General features: G+C 33.1%; 21 protein-coding genes. 17 read left to right on the top strand and 4 right to left on the bottom strand.

What is annotated here, in order from left to right; genetic code table 11:
• The first annotated feature begins 183 nt into the window (after positions 1–183).
• From ACHAJD_RS05005 to thrS, 15 genes are all read left to right on the top strand, one after another.
• On the top strand, positions 184–2,145 hold the full coding sequence (locus tag ACHAJD_RS05005; protein ID WP_435584771.1) for an EAL domain-containing protein: 1,962 nt from the start codon (positions 184–186) through the stop codon (positions 2,143–2,145).
• 122 nt (positions 2,146–2,267) lie between these two features.
• Entirely contained in the window at positions 2,268–3,107 is an 840-nt protein-coding gene (locus ACHAJD_RS05000) for a hypothetical protein (RefSeq protein WP_435584770.1), read from the top strand.
• Between the two features lie 129 nt (positions 3,108–3,236).
• Positions 3,237–3,815 carry a TetR/AcrR family transcriptional regulator gene (locus ACHAJD_RS04995; RefSeq protein ID WP_435584769.1) on the top strand — a complete coding sequence of 193 codons (579 nt, stop codon included), beginning with the start codon at positions 3,237–3,239 and terminating at the stop codon, positions 3,813–3,815.
• Between the two features lies 1 nt (position 3,816).
• Positions 3,817–4,674 (top strand): hypothetical protein, encoded by an 858-nt coding sequence (locus tag ACHAJD_RS04990; protein ID WP_435584768.1) that lies wholly within the window; start codon positions 3,817–3,819, stop codon positions 4,672–4,674.
• Positions 4,675–5,064: an FMN-binding protein gene (locus tag ACHAJD_RS04985; protein ID WP_435584767.1), complete on the top strand. Its 390-nt coding sequence runs from the start codon at positions 4,675–4,677 to the stop codon at positions 5,062–5,064. It abuts the gene before it with no gap.
• Between the two features lie 83 nt (positions 5,065–5,147).
• Positions 5,148–5,609 (top strand): GNAT family N-acetyltransferase, encoded by a 462-nt coding sequence (locus ACHAJD_RS04980; protein WP_435584766.1) that lies wholly within the window; start codon positions 5,148–5,150, stop codon positions 5,607–5,609.
• 76 nt (positions 5,610–5,685) lie between these two features.
• On the top strand, positions 5,686–6,801 hold the full coding sequence (locus ACHAJD_RS04975) for a PHP domain-containing protein (protein WP_435584765.1): 1,116 nt from the start codon (positions 5,686–5,688) through the stop codon (positions 6,799–6,801).
• Complete coding sequence (locus ACHAJD_RS04970; RefSeq protein ID WP_435584764.1) at positions 6,798–7,163, top strand: hypothetical protein; 366 nt, start codon at positions 6,798–6,800, stop codon at positions 7,161–7,163. Before ACHAJD_RS04975 ends, ACHAJD_RS04970 begins: the two co-directional genes overlap by 4 nt.
• A gap of 110 nt (positions 7,164–7,273) precedes the next feature.
• Positions 7,274–8,464 (top strand): metal ABC transporter solute-binding protein, Zn/Mn family, encoded by a 1,191-nt coding sequence (locus ACHAJD_RS04965; protein ID WP_435584763.1) that lies wholly within the window; start codon positions 7,274–7,276, stop codon positions 8,462–8,464.
• The gene (locus ACHAJD_RS04960; RefSeq protein WP_435584762.1) at positions 8,457–9,200 is read left to right on the top strand and encodes a metal ABC transporter ATP-binding protein; all 744 of its coding nucleotides are present in this window, start codon (positions 8,457–8,459) and stop codon (positions 9,198–9,200) included. The genes ACHAJD_RS04965 and ACHAJD_RS04960 overlap by 8 nt, the downstream gene beginning before the upstream one ends.
• Positions 9,197–10,027 carry a metal ABC transporter permease gene (locus ACHAJD_RS04955; protein WP_435584761.1) on the top strand — a complete coding sequence of 277 codons (831 nt, stop codon included), beginning with the start codon at positions 9,197–9,199 and terminating at the stop codon, positions 10,025–10,027. The genes ACHAJD_RS04960 and ACHAJD_RS04955 overlap by 4 nt, the downstream gene beginning before the upstream one ends.
• A 9-nt stretch (positions 10,028–10,036) precedes the next feature.
• Positions 10,037–10,462 carry a Fur family transcriptional regulator gene (locus ACHAJD_RS04950; RefSeq protein WP_435584760.1) on the top strand — a complete coding sequence of 142 codons (426 nt, stop codon included), beginning with the start codon at positions 10,037–10,039 and terminating at the stop codon, positions 10,460–10,462.
• 6 nt (positions 10,463–10,468) lie between these two features.
• Positions 10,469–10,813, top strand: coding sequence for a hypothetical protein (locus ACHAJD_RS04945; protein ID WP_435584759.1), 345 nt, complete (start codon positions 10,469–10,471; stop codon positions 10,811–10,813).
• A 277-nt stretch (positions 10,814–11,090) separates the two neighbouring features.
• Positions 11,091–11,399, top strand: a complete 309-nt coding sequence (locus ACHAJD_RS04940) for a MazG nucleotide pyrophosphohydrolase domain-containing protein (protein WP_435584758.1) — start codon at positions 11,091–11,093, stop codon at positions 11,397–11,399.
• Entirely contained in the window at positions 11,399–13,318 is a 1,920-nt protein-coding gene (gene thrS / locus ACHAJD_RS04935; RefSeq protein ID WP_435584757.1) for a threonine--tRNA ligase, read from the top strand. Before ACHAJD_RS04940 ends, thrS begins: the two co-directional genes overlap by 1 nt.
• A 44-nt stretch (positions 13,319–13,362) precedes the next feature.
• On the opposite strand, the gene ACHAJD_RS04930 is transcribed toward thrS, so the two are convergent.
• The 4 genes from ACHAJD_RS04930 to ACHAJD_RS04915 form a co-directional block, all read right to left on the bottom strand.
• A complete protein-coding gene (locus tag ACHAJD_RS04930; protein WP_435584756.1) occupies positions 13,363–13,605 on the bottom strand; it encodes a hypothetical protein in 243 nt (80 codons plus the stop codon).
• A 440-nt stretch (positions 13,606–14,045) separates the two neighbouring features.
• Positions 14,046–14,645, bottom strand: a complete 600-nt coding sequence (locus tag ACHAJD_RS04925) for an RCC1 domain-containing protein (RefSeq protein ID WP_435584755.1) — start codon at positions 14,643–14,645, stop codon at positions 14,046–14,048.
• A gap of 133 nt (positions 14,646–14,778) precedes the next feature.
• A complete protein-coding gene (locus tag ACHAJD_RS04920; protein ID WP_435584754.1) occupies positions 14,779–16,044 on the bottom strand; it encodes an RCC1 domain-containing protein in 1,266 nt (421 codons plus the stop codon).
• 173 nt (positions 16,045–16,217) lie between these two features.
• Complete coding sequence (locus ACHAJD_RS04915) at positions 16,218–17,888, bottom strand: Rqc2 family fibronectin-binding protein (protein ID WP_435584753.1); 1,671 nt, start codon at positions 17,886–17,888, stop codon at positions 16,218–16,220.
• Between the two features lie 128 nt (positions 17,889–18,016).
• Between ACHAJD_RS04915 and gmk the strand changes: the two genes are divergently transcribed.
• Together gmk and rpoZ are read left to right on the top strand one after the other, a co-directional pair.
• Complete coding sequence (gene gmk / locus ACHAJD_RS04910; protein ID WP_435584752.1) at positions 18,017–18,646, top strand: guanylate kinase; 630 nt, start codon at positions 18,017–18,019, stop codon at positions 18,644–18,646.
• Entirely contained in the window at positions 18,639–18,857 is a 219-nt protein-coding gene (gene rpoZ, locus ACHAJD_RS04905; RefSeq protein ID WP_435584751.1) for a DNA-directed RNA polymerase subunit omega, read from the top strand. Before gmk ends, rpoZ begins: the two co-directional genes overlap by 8 nt.
• Positions 18,858–18,872: the final 15 nt, after the last annotated feature.

Below are 18,872 nucleotides of genomic sequence, written 5' to 3'. Positions count from 1 at the left end.
AGCGTAAAATTGATGAAATTTTGCGTTTTTTTTTGCAAACACGACATATACGCGCTGTTCAGAATAAAAAATCAAGCCTATAATAAGTATATAGAAGAAAATATATATAGAGGAAATTAATATTAAGTACATAATACATAGTTATATAATGAATCCAACAACAAGAAAGTAAAAGGTGAGATCATGGATAAAGGATTACAGCTAATAAGACCAGTTATAGTGGTGATGATGTTAGGACTTATCATCCTGTTATGGGTGAGCCAAGGTTATGAAAGTGTCAGCAATGTATATTACGTTGTTGTTTTTGGTGGTTTCCTAAGTGTCGTTGGCTTATTTGCAATAAACTATATCAATGAAATCAAACTGAGTCCCCTTCAACAAGAACTGCATTATGTGGTTAAAGGCCAAGAAAAGCTACAAGTTAATTTAAAAGAGTTAATCGTCGGTAATGTGTATAATAATCAACCATTAGTGATGGGGTACAAATACATGCAATTTTCTTTAAACCCTAATACGCATAAAAACTTTTCACACGGTTATGAAACGATTAGTTATGAAAACGAAAAATCCAATCAAATGGAACTGTTAATTAATTTTGACAAAAACGGAAATATTAAGTTCGTGTCTGATAGTACGTTAGATTTATTTGATTTAACCTTAAAAGATGTAATTGGAAAGAATGTTTTAGAATTCAGTTCATATTTCGGCATTAATTTAGCAAATTTAAAAAACTTACAAGAATCATACCGAGCACATAGTGCAGTTGAAGTTAGTGTTGAAGATTCTAAAAAACGTATATTTTGGACTTATGAGGCTATTATCAATAATCATAATGATATCGCATTAATTATTGCCCAAGGCCATGAAATAACACAATATTTTAAGCAATCTTATGATGAAAATTATCATTTACATAGAGATTATTTAACTGGGTTATATAACCAACAAGGTCTTTATGAAGCTATTCGTAATCTACAAAATGTAGACCGTGCAGTCGCATTTTTCATAGACATTAAGTCCTTTTCAAAGATCAATGACTTATTCGGACATCATGTAGGAGATGAAGTCCTCATTTCGATTGCGCGTGCATTAGAAGAGATTGTTGGCTCAGAAGCCTTAATCTCACGATTTTCTGGAGATGAATTCGTGGTGTTTTGTACAAACGCTTCAGCATCCGATGATCAAATTAATCACTATTTAAAGTCCTTCAAAACACCACTTTCATCATTCCTAGAAAATGAAGAACTTCCAGTTCAAATTGAAAAATCAATGGGGTATGCACTATATCCTGACGACACAACTGATTTAGAAAAACTTATTAGTTTAGCCAGTTTAGCAACGAACAATAACAAAACTAATGGTAGTGATATTAAACGTTACAACAGTCATATAAAAGAAACACTTAAAAAGAAGTACACCTTAACAAATAAATTACGTAAGGCAATTGAAAACGAAGTCATCGAAATCTATTTCCAAGAAGTTATCGAAACAAATTCTCAAAAAGTAAAATATGTTGAAGAATTAGCACGTTGGAAAGATGCGTCACTAGGATTTGTTGCGCCTGAGGTTTTCTTTGATTTAGCTAGAGAAGCGAACATAATAGACCTACTTGACCGTTACTTAGTTGAAAAAACCTTCGAATCGTTTAATAATTTAATACTAAAAGACCGTTACAAAGATGTTATTTTATCCTTAAACCTAGCGCCAGAATCATTACTTGACTTAAACTTCTTATACTATTTAAATGATATGGCAAAGCGATTTAAAATTGATTCTAGTAGGATAAGTATTGAAGTATCAGAAACAACGTTTATAAATAACTTAGAGTTATGTATTGATCGTATAAAACTTTATAAAGAAAACGGATTTATGATTGCATTAGATGATTTTGGCAGAGAATATTCAGCCTTATCGGTACTAGAAAATGTGCCATATGATGTCATCAAAATTGATGCAGTATTTACAGCAAATATTCACAACTTACAAAGTAGGGAAATCGTTAGAATGATTCGCAACATTTCACTTATTTCTAATAAAGAAATGATTGCAGAAGGTGTTGAAACACCAGAACAAAGCGACGCCCTGAAATCCCTTGGATGCACATTGCATCAAGGCTATTTATATCATCATCCTTCTAAAGGTTGATAGTAATATATCTCGCCCTCACCCCTTCCCCGAGGGGAGAACCCCATGACGCCCTTCATGGGGTTTTCTTTTACGCCTATTTTATGGTATGATAATCTTACTGAATAATAGGAGTGATTTTTATGAAACACCCACCACTAAAAAGACAATTAATTAACTTATCAAAAACCACCTTAATTTTTACAATAATATTTTATTTAGTAAGTTATGGCATCATGGCACTAGGTTACTTATTTGATTATTACTTAAATTTATCACCCTTTCTAATTTTAGTTGTAGTTGGAACGATGTTTTTAAGTTATGTGTTCTCATCCATTTCATTATCTAGAAGTCGTGCAGCAAGTTACATTACCTTTCCATTTGGTGTAGCTTCTTTTATAATCAAATCAGTCTTTTATATTTTTGTGACTGAAGTGAGTATTCAAAGTGAGTCTACAGTTTTTATTGTATCAACGATTTTTGTTATTTTGACATTAATTTTTGATATTATGATGCTAATTAACGCCTATAAAGCTGATGAAGGGACAATGAAAGAACATCTACTTGCTACAAATGAAGTATTAGATGAAGAAACACTTAGTAGATATTTATCCACATTCAAATATCATGTTAGATTTCTAGCAGTAATCTTTATCTATATAATCGTTGGTGAGATCAACCATCCAGTGTACCTAACTACGGTCTATTTATTTTTCTTAGGTAGCGCCTTTTTACTTATTATCAAAGCGGGTGAAAAACTTGACTATTCAGATAATAAGTCTATGCAAGCTATTATTTTTGGGACTGTGTTTTTACTAATAGCTTATGCGGTGAGAATGCTTGATATTCCTTACTTAAATCACATTATTCCAGTTACGGTCATTCATATATTAGTGTTTACACCGATATTTAAAACGCTATATTATCGTTACGATAAAATCGCAAGACATTATGATAAAATTGCTTTAACTGAAGAGATATAACAAATAAAAATTACACAAAAAAAATGTGTAATTTTTTTTATTTTTAGTATTGACGTAATTATAAAAAAAGGTATAATTAAATGAGGTTAACAACGTTAATAAAATTAACATAGTTAAAGAGGTGTAGAAATGAGCAATAAAGAATTGCAAAAAAAACGAATGATAGGATACTTTAAAGAAGCAGTTAATAAGATTGTTGATGAAGAAGGGATTGAAGGGCTAACTGCAAGAAAAGTTGGTGAACGTTCAGGATATTCTTACGCGACAATCTACAATTATTTTTCTGATTTTAAAGCACTTATTGCATTAGTTTGTTTAGATAAGTTGAAGGCTTTAGCGCTAGAAATGACAAAAGAATATAATGATCCAGTAGAAGCGATTGTCGAATCAAGTAAGCAATACTTTGATTTTTTTGCAAATAATCCTGACTGGTTTAGATTAATATTTATTGAAGACTTAGGGAATCATCCAACAACCATCGTCGGAGATAATGAAAAACTATCTGTTGGGGAGTTATTAATGAAACAGTTAATCACTTGTGCGGATTTAGGCGTTATTGAACCGGCATCAATCATGTATTATCACGGATTAATTGCTTCTTCTATTCACGGGAAAATTCTGTTTTATGTCTATCAAAGACAGCTGGCAGATAAAATACGTATCACCACTCAAATCGAGCAAGAAATTAGAAAGTTATTAGAGGGTTAAAATGAAAAAATACGGACTAGAAATATTATTGATTATCGCGTTTATAGTAGCCTCAGGATTAGGCGTTTATAATACACGCATATTCGAGTTAGAACCTGTTACAAATGTATATGGGGATATTGTTCAGCTCTTTGGACGTGGTATTTATGCTTATGAAAGCTTGTTTCAAGGGCCAATATTTGTTGGAACAGATTTTGTTATTTTACATGTTGTAATTCCTTTGTTCATTATATTTTTGATAAAAGCAGATTTAACTAAACAAAGTCATGTTTTGATTAAACTTGGGTTTCTAACTGTTTTTATTTATTATTCGATTAACTTAGCGTTTGGATTAATGATGAACCGTTTGTTTTTAGTTTACATCATCGCTTTTTCTACAAGCTTTTTCTTATTGATTCAAACAGTAAGAATCATTAATTTTGAGCAATTAACGATGCAAATATCGATGGGTAAAATGCCTAAGTTTTTGGTTGGATTTTTAATCATTGCGGGATTAAGTGTGAGTGTTTGGTTCTTTGAGATATTTGAGTTATTCCATAGTAGAAGACCAAGTGAGATTATTGGTATGAAAACCACAGAGCCAACATTTATTCTTGATTTAGCGCTTATTGGTCCGTTATGTTTTATTGCGGCATATAATGTAAGGCGTGACAAAGCAATTGGTTATGTAATTGGCTTTATGATGCTGTCGCTTTTAGCAGCAATAGGGTTAATCGTGATTGCACAAACTGCCACACAATATTATTTCGGTGTGACTATATCCATCCAAGAGTTTACTGTTTACGTAGGTATATTTATTTTATTAAGTAGCATAGCGTTTAATTATTTAAGAGTATTAATGAAAGGTGTGCTTCGTTAAATGAAACGGTTTGTAATTATAATTGGTGTTATTGCGATCGTTTTTTGTGTAATCTTTGGAATCCTTACATGGATGACAAAGGGATTAGAACAAGGTGAAAATCAAGTGGTTGAATCAGTTAATATTTCTGAATTAAATGATGGAGTTTATGAAGTGGATTATGATTATGGGCGCTGGCAAACAAGTGTGTTAGTTACGATTCAAAATGGGGTTATTATATCTATAGAAGTTGTTAAAACCGTAACTTTCGAGCGTGAAGACATTACCTCGTCGATTATTGATGAAGTAATTATTAATCAATCGTTAGAAGTTGATGTGGTTGCTGGAGCAACAGTCACATCACTTGCTTACTTAAAAGCTATTGAAGATGCATTATTGAAAGCAAAATAAATTAAGCTGAATGATTCAGCTTTTTATTTAGGTTAATAATTTTGTGTATATAAGTTAAAATAGAATATAAAGAGGTGACTTTAATGATCAAATGGATTGACTCAAAAACAGAAAAAAGAACGATTACCGAAAAATTATTAAGAAGTTTACCAAGTTGGTTTGGAATAGAGTCCGCTATTATTGATTATGTGAATGATAGCGAAAACTTAGAGATGGTTGCATGGATAGAAAATAAAGAAGTGGTAGGATTTTTAGCCCCTAAAAAGACAAGTTCTAAGGCTGTTTCTATTCATTTAATGGCGGTTTCAAAAGCATATCACCACCAAGGCATTGGCAAGAAGTTATTTCAAGAAGCTTTAGTTAAAGCACGTAAACAAGGATATAAATACTATACAGTTAAAACCCTTGATGAAAAAAACACAGATGTTAATTATTTAAAGACACGTTTATTTTATGAACGAGTAGGCTTTGAAAAATTGGAAACATTCGATACACTTTGGGATGCATCGAATCCTTGTTTGTTGATGATTTATTTAATTAATTAATCCTTCACTTTTTCACCATCTTTAGTATAATATAGTGTTAACATCTAAATACCATAATTCATGGAGGTAGTAAGCAATGAAAAAGATTTTATTAGTTTTAATGATATTTATCACAATCATCACACTTAGTGCGTGTTCTAAAAAAGAAGAAAACACTATTTTAATTTATAATCCCTATGAAGGCATTGATTGGGATACAATTAATCATTTTATTGCTAATTTACATGGGCATACCACACACTCTGATGGTGGATTAGCTCCAGCAGAACTTGTAGATTTATATCACAGTATAGAGTATTCTATTTTAGCTATAACTGATCATGATGATCAGATCCTTACCACCACTTGGCCATGGACAGCATTTTCAGAACTTATGGATAATAATCCATACGAATGGGAAAATAGAGATCCTGAAGCGTTAGGCATGTTAGCTGTTCCTGGGAATGAATATAGTATAAATCATCATTTTGTTGGGTTATTTACCACCTATATGACTGAAGATGATGAAGCACTTGATACGACAATGACAAATCTTTGTAATGAAACAGGCGTTGTGACTTATTTAGCGCATCCAGGTAGATACTGGAAAGTATATACAGAATACCAAGATGAAGATGAGTTTTCACCTGCTTGGTACCGTGATATATTTACCAGATATAGTGCAGAATGTTTAGTGGGTATGGAAGTTTATAGTCAGCAAAACCGTCACCCGCATGATAAAGTTTTATGGGATATGCTTTTAACTATGATGATGCCTCACCGTCCAATTTTTGGGCTTGGTTCAGATGATTATCACCGTTTAAAAGCAGGTTGGTCTGCAACGGTGCATTTAATGGATAATTTAAATGAAGCAGATTTAAGAGATTCACTAACTTCAGGACAATTTTTCACGCATTATACACAAACAGAAACTGAACAAGCGCCTATTATTGAACGTATTATTATTAATACAGAAGAACGCTATATTGAAATTATTTCTCCTGATGCTGAAGAAATTCGTTGGTACAGTGGGATTAATGATGGCGTTTTAACCTCAAGAGTCGTTCATACAGGAAGCCGCTTTTATTACGGGGCATTTGAAGGCAGTTATGTCCGAGCAGAGGCCATTAAAAATGAAGCAAATGTTAGAAGAGCTTACACCATTTTACAACCATTTGGATTTACACAGTTAACAGAAGAAAACACGCGATGAAAACACGTATTTTTAAACTATTTAAAGGCATTAATCACACAGTAAAAAAACCACTACATAAAGACTTACTGGATGCATCAATACTGTTTATTGTGTTTTTAAGTACTGTCTTATTCATCAGTTTAGTTCTTAGTATTACGACAGTATATTTTAGTGATGATTCTTTTATTGAACGCGTTTTCTTTTACTTTAAAGAACCCTTAATAACCTTATTGATTGGGTTCGTGATTTTATTAAATGAAACGAAAAAAATGAATGCTGTGAACAATCAAAATGCACGAATAGCTTATAGTTTATATATAGGATTATTTATTATTTTTATCTTTTTAATTATTGATATAAAGCGTTTAGGTCTGTTTTAAATGACAAGTTTTGCAGCTTGTCATTTTTATTATGCATTTCAAATGCGAATGATTTGCATTTGCGTTGTTGTTATGTATAATTAAAATAGATTAAGTTTCAGGAGGTCAACATGAAAAGAATTGTTATTTTATTATTATTAGTGATTGTAGGATTTACAGCGGTTGGTTGTAGAAGAAGTACACCAAGCGACAAGCCTGTAGTTATTACAACACTATTTCCACAATATGACTTTGTTCGCCAAATTGCTGGTGACTTAGTAGATTTAGAGTTTTTATTACAACCAGGAACAAGTGCACATGCGTATGAACCATCCCCTGCAACAGTCATTCGTATTTTAAATGCAGATTTACTCGTTTACACAGGTGACGGCATGGAACCTTGGGTTAAAACGCTTATTGCCTCATCAGCAAGTGAACGCTTAACGATTCTTGATTTAAGTGTTAATGCTTTCCGTTTAGAAGATGATCATAACGAAGCATTTGAAGCGTTCTTATATGAACTTGATCATATCATTCATGAATGGGAAGATGGCGACATAACTGCAGAAGCAGCGATGGAAGAAATTGAAGGCTTAGTCCATGCATTTATGAGTGATTCTACAATTATCCCTGCGATAGAAACATTTATTGCAGCCCTTGATCACATCGTCCATGAATGGGAAGATGGCGACATAACTGCAGAAGCTGCAATGGAAGAAATCGAAGACTTAGTCCATGCATTTATGCAAGAAGAAGATCACCCACATGATGACAATGACCACGGTGACTTTGATCCGCATATTTGGTTAGATCCACTTAATGCAAAAAATATGGTTCGTGATATTATTGAAGCATTAGTTGAATTACTCCCTGAACACGAAGCAACCATTCGTGCAAACGGACAAGCCTATTTAGCTGAACTTGAAGCCTTACACCAATCGTATTTAGATTTAGTTGCCAATGTTGAGGTTTTAAAAATAATGCATGGTGGACATAATGCGTTTACGTATTTCACTCACCGTTATAACATTCAATATGTAACGCCTTATAGAGGATTTTCATCTAATGCAGAACCGACCCCTCAAGCATTAGCCGAGATGATTGATTTAATGAATGAAACAGGCATTGAACACCTATTTAGTGAACATCTTATTTCACCAAATGTAGCCAATGCTATTAAAGAAGCAACTGGAGCAACCATTCTATATTTATATGCAGGTGAAAACGCACCAAAAGATGCGTTTGACCGAGGGATTACATTTATTGAAATGATGCAGCATAACTTAGAGCAATTTAAAATAGGGATGAAGTATAATGGATGAGAGTAATTATTTATTAAATATTCACGATTTAACGGTTAAATATCAGGCATTCACTGCGATCAAAGACATAAACATTGACATTAAAAAAAATGACTTTGTGGCTGTCATTGGCGCAAATGGATCAGGTAAAACGACACTTATCAAAGCCCTTTTAGGGCTTTTACCCATTTATTCAGGGAGTGTAAATTTCGGTAAAAAAATCGAGATGGGATACTTACCTCAAAATACTACCCCACCCGATCGACATTTTCCTGCAACGGTTGAAGAAATTGTTGCAATGGGGTTATTATCTAAGAAATCATTTCCTAAAAGATTAACTCTAAAAGACAAAGAAAAAATCGAAGATATTTTAAGAATTTTAGATATTACCCATCTAATTAAAAAACGTATAGGGATGCTCTCAGGAGGGCAACAACAACGTGTTCTACTTGCAAGAGCCTTAATATCAGGTCCTGATATTTTAATTTTAGATGAACCAACTAGTGCGCTAGATCAAAATATGCGTACTCAGTTTTTTGACATATTACAAGATTTAAATCGTACTAAAAATACCACGATTATTTTAGTTACTCACGATATTGCGTTTGCAGGAAAATATGTAAACCGTGTCGTTTACCTAAATCAACATCTCGTATTTGATGGATCATTCCATGAGTTCTGTGAACATCATGAATTATCACCATTCATCCATACACACGACTTACGTTATACCAAAGATGAGGAGGATGCCTCATGACATGGTTTGAGTTATTAATGGCTTCATTTTCTTATGGATTTATGTGGCGTGCTTTAGTCGTTGGCATTGCGATTGCAATAACTAGTTCTTTTATTGGACCGTTTTTAGTCTTAAAAAAATTCTCTATGATTGGTCATGGATTAAGTCATGTCGCATTTGCGGCAGTAGCGATTGGCCTTTTAACCAACACCGAACCACTTATTGTCACTATGGTTGTAGTGGTTGTGGTATCTGTATTCATATTGAAACTTAATGAACATACTAAAATTCATGGAGATGCTGCAATTGGGTTAACCGCTGCAGTTGCGATGGCATTTGGGACGGTACTAGCGAGTGTTGCTGGTGGGTTTAATGTTGATTTATTCAGTTATTTATTCGGAAGCATACTCACGATTCAACGTGTGGATGTTATCTTATCAATCTTCTTAAGTATTATTGTTGTGATTGTCGTTGTGGCTTTATACCATGACTTATTCAGTATGACTTTTGAAGAAGAGTATGCGCGTGTTGTTGGGATTAAAACAAAACGTTTAAATACTATTTTAGCGATTTTAGTGGGGATGACCATCGTTATTGGAATGCGTGCGATTGGAACGATATTAATCTCTAGTTTAATCATATTTCCAACCATCATCGCGATGCAGTTTAATCGCGGGTTCAAAGGCACTATTTTGATTGCAGTTATTTCTAGTGTTTTAATCGTGACTTTTGGCCTTTTTGGGTCATTTGTGTTAGATTATCCATCTGGGTCATCAATTGTTTTATTAAATGGATTGGTATTCTTCGGTATCTACTTAGTTAATCGTATCCGAAGATTACGATTTTAGGTGGTTCATATGACAAAATTTAAAAATTGGTTGTCGATTTCTGGTTTAAAAAAGACAAAACATCGTATACTTATATTAGACATATTAGATAATAACGATGAATTCTTATCTGCAGATGATATTTATTTAAAAGCTAAAGAGGTTGATGATTCAATTTCTTTATCAACCGTTTATCGTATTTTAGAACAATTTACTAAATCAGAACTCATTACCCCAATTACAGTTGATTATTCAAAACAAGTATTGTATGAGTTAAAACATGATGAACATACCCATCATCTAATCTGTCTAAACTGTAAGAAGGTCATTCATGTTAAAGGGTGTCCTATTCACGATTATCAAAAAGATTTAGCTAATAAATATGGGTTTAAAATGGCAGAACACAAACTAGATTTTTATGGGTATTGTAAAAAATGTGCCTCAAAGATGGAGTAAAAAAAAATGGAAAAACAAAACAAAAAGAAATTCCCGTTATTTGGACTTGTTTTCATCGCTTTCATTGCATTCGAATTTCTAGCGGATATATTATTATTTAATGCAGAAATCTCTTTTCTTATTTTAGCGTTTGTTATTGGGGCTTTAGTCATTGGCTTAATTATTTTTATCTACATTAATAACCGATTAAAATTAGAAAAACTTTCTAAAGCGTTTTTTAGTAGAGATAAATCTACACGCGATGAGTTAAATTATAAGTTCATTACGTGTCCTTCATGTAAAGTTGAAAATCATTCAACCAATATTTTATGCACGCATTGCGGAGAACCGCTTAAAGAAGATTTGATTTAATTTACTAAGTCAATTTCATTTGACAATTCACCATATTTTATATATCATATTGGTAATAACATTGAAGAGGATAATACTATTTAACCCTTTAGCGAAGTAGGATGGTGAAAGCTACTAATTCAAATAGTTACTCCCTCTGAGTTGGCCTTGAAAAAGTGTCCCGTTTCCTTGCGTTAAAAGGGTTAAGTGCTAGGAAACTAGAACAAAGGTGGTACCGCGGAATTTATTTTCGTCCTTAAATTTTAAGGACGATTTTTTATTTATAAGGAGTGATTATATGCAAAAACATTTAACGATTAAAGACTTACAAAACCATATTAAGATGGTTGATTTTAATCCTGAAAAAAAATATGAAGTTGTCTTAAAACTCTTCGAAGAAGTTGGAGAACTAAGCGTTGAAATGCGCAAAGCTCATCAACTAGGATTAACAGATGAAGTTAAAAAGAACATTAAATACGAACTATATGATGTCTTGCATTACGTCACGGTTTTAGCAAATATTTATGATATTGATTTAGAAGAAGCGATAATTGAAAAAGACCAAATTAACGCAAAACGATATAATGATCGAGAGGTATTAAAATAATGATTAATATTACATTTAAAGATGGAAATTCTAAAGCATTTGAACAAGGTGTAAGTATTGAAGAGATTGCATCAAGCATCTCATCAAGCTTGAAAAAAGTAAGTATTGCAGGGTTTGTTAATAATGAGCTCTATGATTTAAACCGTCCTATTTTAGAAGATGCTAAAGTAGAGATTGTAACCAAAGACGATAAAGAAGCATTTGAAGTTTTAAACCATTCAACTGCGCATTTAATGGCGCAAGCTGTAAAACGATTATATCCTGATGCTAAATTTGGAGTCGGACCAGCCATTAAAGACGGGTTTTACTATGATATTGCTACAAGTGAAACCATTAAAGCAGAAGATTTACCTAAAATAGAAAACGAAATGCGCCGTATCATCAAAGAACAAACCGATATGGTAAGAGAAGAACTTTCAAAAGAAGCGGCTTTAAAGCGTTTTAGTGGGGACAAATATAAAACAGAATTAATTAACGATTTACCTGAGGGTGAAATTATTAGTATTTACACTCAAGGTGAGTTTGTGGATTTATGTCGCGGAGGCCATGTTGGTAACACAAGACATATTAAACATTTCAAACTTCTAAGTGTTGCTGGCGCTTACTGGCGAGGGGATTCTGATAATGATATGTTACAACGTATCTACGGAACAAGTTGGTTTAATAAAGAAGATTTAGAAAACCACTTACAAGTATTAGAAGAACGTAAACAGCGAGATCATAGAAAACTAGGTAAAGAATTACGTATTTTTGAACTTAATCGTGACGCTGGACAAGGACTTGCTTTATGGTTACCAAATGGATATACAGTTAGAAAAGTGTTAGAAGATTATGTTTATAAATTAGAACGTAAAGCGGGTTACCTCCATATTTCTACCCCAGTCTTAGGGACTAAAAAACTATATGAACTCAGTGGTCACTGGGAACACTATAGAGATAACATGTTCCCACTGATGAGTAAGGATGGGGAAGATTTTGTTTTACGTCCTATGAGCTGTCCTCATCATATGATTGTCTATAAATCCGATTTAAGAAGCTATCGTGATTTACCTATTCGTTATGCTGAAATCGTCACCATGCATCGTTACGAGGCAAGTGGGTCACTCTCAGGGCTAGAACGTGTACGCGCGATGACATTAACTGATGCCCATATTTTCGTTAGAGAAGACCAAATTAAAGCTGAAGCACTTGCAGCTTATAACTTAATTTTGCAAGCGATTAGTGATTTAGGGTTAAGCATTGACTATGTAGAGCTTGCCTTAAGAGATTCACAAAAAGGAAAATTCCACGATAATGATAAGTTATGGGATTTAGCCGAAAAAATGTTGAAAGAATTACTTGATGAAGAAGGTATTGAGTATACTGAAGTAACAGGTGAAGCAGCATTTTATGGCCCTAAAATTGATATACAAGTCCGTACTGCAATGGACCATGTTATTACAATGAGCACCGTTCAACTAGATTTCTTACTACCAGAACGATTTGATTTAACTTATATTGGACAAGATGGTGAAAAACATCGCCCTGTGGTTATTCATCGCGGTCTTATTTCAACCTGGGAACGTTTAATGAGTATTTTACTCGAACAATATAAAGGGGCATTCCCAACCTGGCTTGCACCGACACAAATCAAAGTAATCCCAGTAAATTTAGAAGCTCATGGTGAATACGCAAAAGCTGTGAATGATTTATTTATTGATGAAGATTTTAGAAGTGAGTTAGACTTAAAAGAAGAAAAACTTGGCTATAAAATTCGTGAGGCTCAAACACAAAAAATCCCTTACCAAATTGTTATAGGAGACCAAGAAGTAGAAAATAAAACAGTAACTTACCGCCAGTATGGTGAAAAAGAACAAGTTACGTTACCACTAGAAGCGTTTGTAAGTTATATCAATCAAGTCATTAAAGATAAAAAATAATTAAAAAATACTAAGTCTGCTTTAAAAGCTACTTAGTATTTTTATTAAGATTGATTAGGATTAATTGAAACTAGAAATGGCGTCATACGATCTTCAAATGTGCCATCACCTAATGTCCCATAAGTGTTTCTTCCCCATGTGAATACCCGATTAAGTGAGGTTACTAAGATTACATGATTACGTCCAATACTTATTTGAACAATGGTTTCTTCATCCTCTAATGAAAAGTTATCATGAATCGAAGTATAGGTTTCATCTTCATCTAAATAAGGTGGGTTAATCGTCACGTTTCTTCCTGGGTCATACCCAAGTTCCCCATAAGGATTACTACCCCAAGGGATAATGAGCCCTTTTTCAGTAACGACGATGCCGTTTAGTCTTTGAATACCTTGATTTTGATAAATGTCCTTAATCTGGTCGTCTTCATCTAGGTTCAGGTTTTCATTGATTGGGTAGGCTACTAACTCTAAAGTATTTTCTGGTAAGGTTAAGCGTGTACCGATAACGAAGAGGGTGCCTTCATTTGTTTTAAACCCTGGTATGTTAGGGGAGGCAACATCAATAATTTCCTCTTTGTCATTTAAAGCTATTGTAACAGGTTTATCAATTGGAAATGTAGCGATAAGTGTTGTACTTATTGTTCCCCAGATAAATACTCTAAACTCAGATGTAATCGCCCAACTATGACGGTTATCAGCATGAACAAACAGTATTTTTTCTTCGTCATTTAAAAGAAGTTATCCGTAATATCGGTAAACAACTCACCAGTAGTTTCTAGGCTACTTTGCTTCATATTTCCAATTTGTCCATATAAGTTACTACCAAAAGCAATAACTCTATGGTCACTAGTTAAAATAAATGAATGCCAATTAATTGAAATATGCTCAATGGTTTCACCCTCACGTAAGCCGATTAGATTTGTTATATCGCGCGGAGTTGTAATAATCCCTTTCGGATTAATGCCTAAACTGTTAAATTGATTATTTCCCCATGTAAATACACGCTGTTCACTAGTTAATGCAAAATTAAAATCGATTCCTGCATAAATACGTGTAATGGATTCGTTTTCGTTTAAATTAAAATTTTCTGTGATGTTGATGGGTTCATTATAATTAAGATCAATCGATGACACACCATTACCAAGTACGCCATAAAGACTAGTGCCCCAAGTATATACTTCACCGTTTTCAGTTAATAAAACTGTGTGATTTAGTCCGGTTTGAACTTGCTTGTAATTTAAAACCGACTCATCCTCAGGCGATGATTCTGAACAAGCAGCCAAACCAAAAAGTAATAAAACACTTAGTAATAAACTTAATCTTTTCATATGGTTACCTCCCTTGTATAATTCTATTGTATCATAATTAAAAATAATTAAAATAATATATTAGTTATTTAATGTATAAAAAAATAACCAAGCATAAAAATGCTTAGTTATTTTGCTTTATTACGATGAATAATTAAGGCAGTTGAATTTCAGTAGGGCGTGTTTGATTATCAGTTGTTCCATTTCCAAGAACGCCTAAATTGTTAATACCCCATGTAAAAATACGGTTTTCAGATGTGACAAGTGTAATGAAATGATTTCCAAGGCTAACACTTAATACGGTTTCACCATCTTCAAGGGATAATGCTTCGTGTACTGAAGTATAAGCTTGTGATGATTTAACAAATGGTGGCACAATCATAGAAGTACTTGATTCAAACCCTAAACGCTCGTTTCTGTTATCACCGAATGGAAAAATTTGTCCACTCTCAGTAATCACAACACCATTTGAACGATAACCTAATACCATGTTTAATACCGAATCATTGTCATCTAAGTTTAATGCATTACTTAATTCAATCCCATTAATTTCCACAAATGGACTTGGGAAACTAATGCTTCTGAATAAATAGAATATACGGCCTTCACTTGATAGTAACGCTGGATAATTTCCTTCATATGAAGAAGTAATTGTTTCTTCAGAATTTAAGTTTAAGTTTACGCCAACTTCACTTGGTGTTTCTATACGGTCATATTGTGTAACTCTACCAAAATATAACACACGGTTTAGCGATGTAATTGTTAAACTAAATCCTTCATTACCAACATGAACATAATCAATTGTTTCATTTGGTAAAAGTGGGAAATTCTTAGTAATATCAACTGGTGTAGAAGCATACATAGTTCTAGTTTGATCGGTTGAATCCCCTAATCCTAGTTGACCATCTGCATTATTACCAAAAGCGATAACTCTAGAAGTACTGGTTAAAATTAATGTATGCGATTTAGTAGAAATTTGAGTGACAGTTTCATTATCGCTTAAATTTAAGCGTTCAGTAATTTCTAGTGGTTCGCTAATAATTTCTTGATTATTTACTCCTAATTGTCCTAATACATTCCATCCCCAAACAAAAACTCTTGATGTGTTTGTGATTGCGAAATTCGTATAATCACCAACAACGATTTTTACAATCATTTCGCCATCTTCTAAATCAAAATTTTCTGTAATATTGATGGGGGTTATTTCCATTTCATCGATATCAGATACACCGTTACCTAAGACACCGTAAAAAGAAGAACCCCATGTAAAAACATTCCCTTCTTGGTCTAAAGCAACTGCATGATGATACCCTGCTTGTAGTGAAACATACTCATTTGAAATTTCTTCTTCAGGTGTGGTCGTACAAGCACTTAAAACACCTAATACTGTGAACATTAATACAAAAATTATTTTTTTCATTTTGCTCCTCCTTGTTGTCACCGCAGAACATTATATCACAACAAAAAAACTTTTCTACCCCTAAATTTAAAAAATAAATATTTGATGTAACTCCCCTTATTTTTAGTGCAAGATAATAAAAAAAACATGAATATTTGCCCCCTTAAAAAGAGAAAAAGCATCCATGGATGCTTTTACTTTATTTTCTTTAAAGATTTGATGAATGCTTCATCTGGATCGATGTAGATGGTTTTTTGATTCGTGTATCTAACAAAACAGGTTCGTTTACCAGGAATCTTTTTAATGTGTTTAATCTCAGTATAATCAACCGCTACAGAAGACCCTTCTTTATTAGGAGAAAAATAACTAGCAAGCTGAGCACACGTTCTAATGGTGACTTCATCTAAAGGAAATCCATTTTTAACAACCACATGAGATCCAGGTGAATTTTGAACATGAAACCATACATGAAAATGAACGGCTTCTTTATGGGTAATATAACTGTTTTGAAGGTTGTTTTTTCCCACAAGGATTTCATTGCCTAAAGGATCTAAATACAAGCTAAACTGAGCTTTTTGAACTTTCTTTTTTTGAGGCTTAGATTTAGATTTTAAATAACCCTCTAAAGTTAGTTCTTCGCGCATTTCATCAATATCAGCTAAACTTGCGTGATTAAGTTGTTCTTTTAAAAGTAAGAAGTAATCTAAATCATCATCTGTTTTTCTAATTTGCTCATGGATATGCGGAATACTGTTTTTTGTTTTTTTATATTTTTTGAAATAGTGCTCACTATTTTGAATAGGTGTTTTCTTTACATCAAGCGCAATCGTAATGGGTTTATCCGTATAATAGTCAATACATTCAAGTGTACGATCGCCCTTTTTAATTAGGTGCTGAAAACTTAATATGAGTTCGCCTTTTTTCTTAAAGTCTTCAAGGGCATCTTTATTAAGTAAATCTTTGTTTAATTTTTCAATTTTATTTTTTAATTTCTCAATTTGACGATTAATAAAACCTTCTAAATCTTTTGCTTTTTGTTTGCGTTTATCCGCTTGGTCTCTTTCAAAAAAGTAATGATCGAATAATTCTGGAATACTTTCATAGCGATGTTTTACCCCTTCAGTATGTATAATTGTTAAACAATAATAAAGGGTCTTTTTCCCTTCTAAAATATGATAGTCTTGTTCACTTAACATAGATTGCATAAGGGAAAAAGGAGGCGTTTGATTTGTTTTCACTCTAAATAACAACTCTTTTATAAAAAGTGGAGAAATGCCAGAAATACGGTCTAAATAATCTTTTTGAGCTTCGAATTTATAACGACTAAATAACGATTCAAGCGCTTCTAAATCATAGGGATTTACCCGTTCATCTTTAGGATATTCATATAAAGCAGAAGGGTATATTGTTCGTTCAGTCTCATCGAATGGGCCACTGTGTTTTAAAGTTTCTAATATTTTAAATGCATTATCAGTTACAATAATATTTGCATCTTTACCTAATGCTTCAAAGATTAAATGTTTTTCACTCATATCCCCCATCTCGTTAGTGCCTTTTAATGTAAAAGTCACCACACGATCATTACCATGTTGGGCAATATTAGTAATGATATTACCTTCTAGATGTTTACGTAAAAACATGCAAAACATAGGTGGATGATCAGGTTTTTCGTACTTATTTTCAGTACGATGGATACGGGTATATTTTGGAGAAGTGCTCATTAAAAAAGTGTGGTTCTTATGCCCACGTGCTTGAAAAAGTAAATCGTAAGAAGATAGTTGATAAATCTTAGTAATACGTGTATTCAATAGGTGGTTATTTAAGTCGGTTACGACATGTCGCAACATGATTCCATCAAAGCTCATAATTATCACCAAATTCATTATAACACATAGAATTTATGAAAAAATGAAAAAAATATACTTTTTCCTTACATAAACAAGCTAAAAGTGTTATTATATTTAATAATAGATTAACGGGGAGGGACATAAGTATGAAGCTTAATGAACGTGGCTTACTTATTGTTTTAAGCGGTCCCTCTGGGGTCGGAAAAGGTACAGTAAGAAAGGCGCTTTTTGAACTGGAAAGTCATGACCTTGTCTACTCCATTTCAATGACCACTCGACCACCACGCAATGGTGAAATCGAGGGTGAAGACTATTACTTTGTCAGTAAAGAAGAATTCGAGACGCGCATAAAAAATGATGCGTTTTTAGAATGGGCACAGTTTGTTGGGCATTACTATGGAACACCTAAAGACAAAATCGAAGAACAACTTAAAAAAGGAAAAGAAGTTGTACTAGAAATTGAAGTTCAAGGGGCCTTACAAGTTCGAGAAAAAATGAGTGATGCGGTGTTTATTTTCATTGCCCCACCAAATAAAGAAGCCCTTTACAAACGATTACTAAGACGTGGGACAGAATCTAACGAAGTGATTCAAAAAAGAATGGACAAAGCAGAAAGAGAATTTCCACTTGCCCATAAATATGACTACATTGTAGTTAATGACGAAGTTACCAATGCAGCCGATAGAGTTTTAGCCATCATTCGTGCTGAGCATGCAAAAACAGAACGATCTATTCATAAATATAATGAACTATTGGAGGTCCATAATAATGAGTAAAAACAAAGAAGGATTACGTTATCCATCAATTGATAAGTTGTTAACAAGTATTGATTCTAAATACAAGTTAGCTTATACAGCCGCAATTCGCGCGAAAATAATAAAAGAAAAAGACGATTCAACCTTAAGAGCGATTTGTGACAATCCAGTTGGTATTGCTTTAGAAGAAATTGAAGCCCATAAAATCACAATTGAATTTGAAGAAAACTAGTAGAATAATTTCTAC

Source organism: Liberiplasma polymorphum (assembly GCF_043951795.1).
Lineage (GTDB): Bacteria > Bacillota_I > Bacilli_A > Izemoplasmatales > Izemoplasmataceae > Liberiplasma > Liberiplasma polymorphum.
Note: the sequence above shows the minus strand (reverse complement) of the source record. Positions and strands in the feature narration are given on the sequence as shown.